Origin of the sequence: Mesorhizobium sp. M7A.F.Ca.CA.004.12.1.1 (assembly GCF_003997835.1) — a bacterium.
Classification (GTDB): Bacteria; Pseudomonadota; Alphaproteobacteria; order Rhizobiales; family Rhizobiaceae; genus Mesorhizobium.
This window is the reverse complement of the sequence record NZ_RZRK01000664.1, coordinates 1-3,459: the sequence shown is the minus strand read 5'-3', so window position 1 is coordinate 3,459 and position 3,459 is coordinate 1. Positions and strand designations below refer to the sequence as shown.

Sequence of the window (3,459 nt, the reverse complement as noted above, 5' to 3'; positions counted from 1 at the left end):
TTTTTGACCAGTACGCGCGGGCGCGCGAACTCCAGGCAGACACCCACGTCGACGAAATGCCGGATATCGCCGACGACAGCAGCAACGACTACATGACCAAGGTCAACGGCGACGGAACGACCACCGAACAGCTCAACAGCGAGAACATCCAGCGCTCGCGGCTTCGCATCGACACGCGCAAATGGATTGCTGAGCGCATGCGGCCGAAGAAGTACGGCGCCAAGGTGGCGCTCACTGACGGCGAGGGCGGCCCGCTAGTGGTTCAAGTGCTGAAGCTGGCGGACCAGGAAGCACAGGCGAATGCCGACAATCCAGCTACCTAACGCCGGCTGGCGGCCTCGCTGGTATCAGAAGAAGGCATGGGACACGTGGGAGCAGGGGTGTAAGCGCCAGCTCCTATTCTGGCACCGCCGCGCCGGCAAGGACGAGATAAATCTGAACATGCATGCCGTGTCCGCCCATGAGCGTCCCGGCACGTATTGGCACATGCTCCCCGAGGCCGCCCAGGCGCGCAAGGCGATATGGAACGCGATCAACCCGCATTCGGGCAAGCGCCGGCTGTTCGAGGCCTTCCCAGAGCCTCTAATCGAGAACATGAATGACAATGAAATGTTTGTCCGCTTCAAGGTCGGGTCGACTTTCCAGGTCGTTGGCAGCGACAACTTCAACAGCCTGGTTGGATCGCCACCAGTCGGAATCACCTTTTCGGAATGGGCATTGGCGAAGCCGGCGGCGTGGGCGTACCTGTCGCCCATCCTGGCGGAAAATGGCGGCTGGGCTTCGTTCATCACCACGCCACGTGGCAACAATCACGCCAAGGGCATGCTGGACGCCACAAAGGGCAACGCCTTTGATCCGCTGTCGAACCCGCGCGGCTGGTTCACCGAAGTCCTGGGCGTTGACGCGACACAGGCGATTTCGGAAGAGGACATTGAAGAGCAGCGGGTGATCTATACCGGCCTGTTCGGCAAGGAGATTGCGGATCTCCTGATAGACCAGGAATTCTATTGCTCGTTCGCGGGCGCGCTCGTCGGATCATATTGGGGCGCCGAAGTTGCCAAGGCAGAGCGGGACGGGCGCATTGGTCGTCCGATTGCGGTCAACCCGGCCTATCCGGTTCATACAGTATGGGACCTGGGCAAGGCGGCCAACAATCCGATTTGGTGTTTTCAGGTCATCGACGGTACGCCCATTATCGTCGATTTCTATCTACCCGACAGCGAAGACCTCTCAGACTGGTGCAAATGGCTCGACGACCAGGGCTACAAGGGCAACGACTACGTTCCGCACGATATCCTGCACCCGCAATGGGGAACGGCTCGCACGCGGCTGCAAACGCTGAAGGATCATGGTCGCAAGCCGAAGATGGTCGGCATTGCGAGCTTTGCTGATGGGGTGAATGCCGGCCGGCAGACTATCAAGCTTGCCCGGTTCGCAAACAATGAGCGCGTGGCCGATGGCATCGAGGGCCTGAAGGCTTTCCGCCGCGAGTGGGACGATGACAAGAAATGCTTCCGGGACGTGCCGGTGAAGAACTGGGCCGAACACTACGCGTCCGCCTTCCGGTATCTGGGCCTCGCATGGCGTGAGGCAATAGTTGCGGTGGTGAAGTCTGAAGGTGACAAGGGCGCCTACCAGGCTATGCCGGACGGCTCAATCCGCAGCAACCAGTCGGTGAAGGAAGCCGTTGACGCCATGGTCAGGCGTCGTCGAGGCAATCGCTAAGACTGCCCGCCGCCGGGTAGCGGCGGGCAGCACCTATCGAGGACTCCCGATACAGAATCCGCTAAAGTTGCGGCGCTGGGGGTTGCCGTCTAAGGTTGGAAACACCAACTTCGGATTACCCGAAGAAGGCGAGGACGAAGTAGATCACGCCGTTTGCGACATGCAGCAAACTCAGCGTGAGATAGGCCCAGACAGCCATTTAAGATTTCACCTCCTTTCTCGGTTGTCGGGAGAGCAGCGGTCCAGGCTGCTCTCCCGAACCACCTCATAAAGGTGTAGATAGGCGCATCGTCAATGTTTCCCAAATTATTGGGCGGCAATCCGACAGAATAACCGAACGAATACAAGGGGATAAACTTTTTCTAATGGTGGCGTCGTTCTTTGGCGAATGACGCAATCCAAGTAGCTTATCTTTTCGTAGAGGCACCAGCACCCTAGCGCCGACCAATAGAATTGGAGCGGCCATGCCTCGCGCTGGTGGAGTATATTCGGCCCCTCCGGGGACCGCTGGAACACCGAACACAACGATCGAAAGCGCGAAATACAACGCGCTTGTGGCCGATCTTGTCGCCGATGCCAACGCGGCAAGGCCACTGACGGCTGGCGGCTCGGGCGCCGCGACGGCCGTAGGCGGCAGCGACAATTTCAACGCCGCCGGCACCAACATGGCATCGGCGGCAACCGTCAATCTTGCCAATGCGACGGGTGTCGCGGTTACGGTCACCGGAACCGTCGCGATTACCGCCTTCGGCACTGTGGCCGCTGGCGCCGAGCGCGTCCTGACGTTCGCGGGCATTCTCACGCTGACCCACAACGCAACCAGCTTGATCCTGCCTGGCGCTGCGAACATCACCACGGCGGCCGGCGATGTCATGACGCTCCGGTCCCTCGGCAGCGGCAACTGGGCTTGCGTCGGCTACCAGCGGGCGAACGGCGGCCCGGTGACCATCCCCGCCGGTACCTCCATATCCGGGCCGGCTCTGGTGCTTGAACAGAGCACAACACCGGCTCCGACGACCGAAGGGCGGATCCAGTGGGACACCGACGACAATGTGATTGCTGTTGGCGATGGAGCGGCAACGCAGATATTCGCGCCTCTGCCAGCATCGACCGCCGCTGGCGACATCCTTTATCTGAGTGGGGCAAAGGCTCCAGCCAGGCTCGCAAAGGGCACGGCAGGGCAGACCTTGCGCATGAACGCCGCCGCTACGGCGCCCGAATGGGGTGGCGGCGCACCCGATGCCATCATGGAAGACCAGAAGGCGTCAGGCATCAACGGCGGCACCTTCACTTCGGGCGCATGGCGTACCCGAGACCTGAACACCGAAGTCCGCGATCCCTACGGGCTGATTTCCCTAGCCTCGAACCAGTTCACGCCGACCGTCGCGGGTTGGGTAGAATGGAGTGCGCCGGCTTGTAAAATTGGCGTTCATCAATCCCGGCTGTTCAATGTCACTGATGGCGTAGAAGTCACCGCAGGCACCAGTGAGCAGACCGACAACGGCAACGACTTCACGCAAACCAGAAGTATCGGCGGTGCGCCGGTCGTTGCCGGGAAAACATACAGAATAGAACACCGATGCGGTACGACCCGCAGCAACGACGGCTTTGGTTTCACGGCCGGGTTTGCCGCCTTCGATATTTACACGCGTCTCAAGTTCTGGAGGGCATAGCCGTGGACCGCAATTTCGCCCACGCGCTCGCGCTTGTTCTGAAATCTGAAGGGCTCTGGTC

3 protein-coding genes are annotated in these 3,459 nt (G+C 60.5%); all 3 read left to right on the top strand.

Going from position 1 to position 3,459, the window contains the following annotated elements; translation table 11 throughout:
* A partial coding sequence (locus EN984_RS27255) for a terminase small subunit protein (RefSeq protein WP_127384086.1) occupies window positions 1-323 on the top strand: 323 nt, incomplete at its 5' end.
* Window positions 301-1,725 (top strand): hypothetical protein, encoded by a 1,425-nt coding sequence (locus EN984_RS27250; RefSeq protein WP_127270802.1) that lies wholly within the window; start codon window positions 301-303, stop codon window positions 1,723-1,725. The genes EN984_RS27255 and EN984_RS27250, both read left to right, overlap by 23 nt.
* Before the next feature lie 665 nt (window positions 1,726-2,390).
* Window positions 2,391-3,398 carry a hypothetical protein gene (locus EN984_RS38315; protein ID WP_206517487.1) on the top strand — a complete coding sequence of 336 codons (1,008 nt, stop codon included), beginning with the start codon at window positions 2,391-2,393 and terminating at the stop codon, window positions 3,396-3,398.
* The last annotated feature ends 61 nt before the right edge of the window (window positions 3,399-3,459 follow it).